Raw genomic sequence first — 743 nt, 5'->3', positions numbered from 1 at the left:
AAAGCCATTTCTTATGAACAAGCCTTGCAACAAAATGGTTGGGGGCAATTACAACCGATTGCTACGGCTCTCTTACCTGTCGAGCCTTTTAGCTTATTACAGCTTCCAATGCCATTAATGGACTATATTTATGAGGTTGCCGATCTTCAACAATCTTCTATCGATTTTATTGCTATTTCTGCTTTATGTGGCTTGGCTGCTGTCATTGGCAATGGCGTGCGGATTGCTCCCAAAAAACATGATAATAATTGGAAAATTGTTCCTAATCTCTGGGGTGCTCTTGTGGGGCAACCTTCAACACTCAAAACACCTACCATGCAAGCCGCTTTAACTCCTCTCTATGCCTTTCAAGAGGAATGGCATCAAGAATGGTTAAAGAAGAAAGAACAGCAAGAAAAGAAAGATATTCTTATTGAATTAGATAAACGAGAAAAGAAAAAACAAGCCTATAAAGCACTCAAAGATCAAGATGAGGAACAAGCCCTTGCCCTTCTTTCACAATCTATTGAACACAAAGAAAGTGATGATAACACTCTTGATAAACGACGTCTTATTGTCAACGATGTGACTGTCGAAAAGCTTGGGGAACTCTTAAAAGAAAACCCCCGTGGTCTCTTGATGGTACGAGATGAATTGGCTGGGTTTTTAGCTAATATGGAAAGAAAGGAATACCAAACAGACCGTGCCTTTTATCTAACAGCTTTTAATGGCAATACGTCATACACCTATGACCGTATTGAACG

General features: G+C 39.8%; 1 protein-coding gene. It reads left to right on the top strand.

Annotation, left to right across the window (positions count from 1 at the left end; translation table 11 throughout):
• On the top strand, positions 1-743 hold a 743-nt coding region (locus ACFIJR_RS09160), incomplete at both ends, for a DUF3987 domain-containing protein (RefSeq protein WP_375654083.1).

Origin of the sequence: Bartonella sp. OD88NMGDW, from assembly GCF_042193775.1 — a bacterium.
GTDB classification, from domain to species: Bacteria; Pseudomonadota; Alphaproteobacteria; order Rhizobiales; family Rhizobiaceae; genus Bartonella; species Bartonella grahamii.
This window is presented reverse-complemented; position numbering and strand designations above follow the sequence as displayed.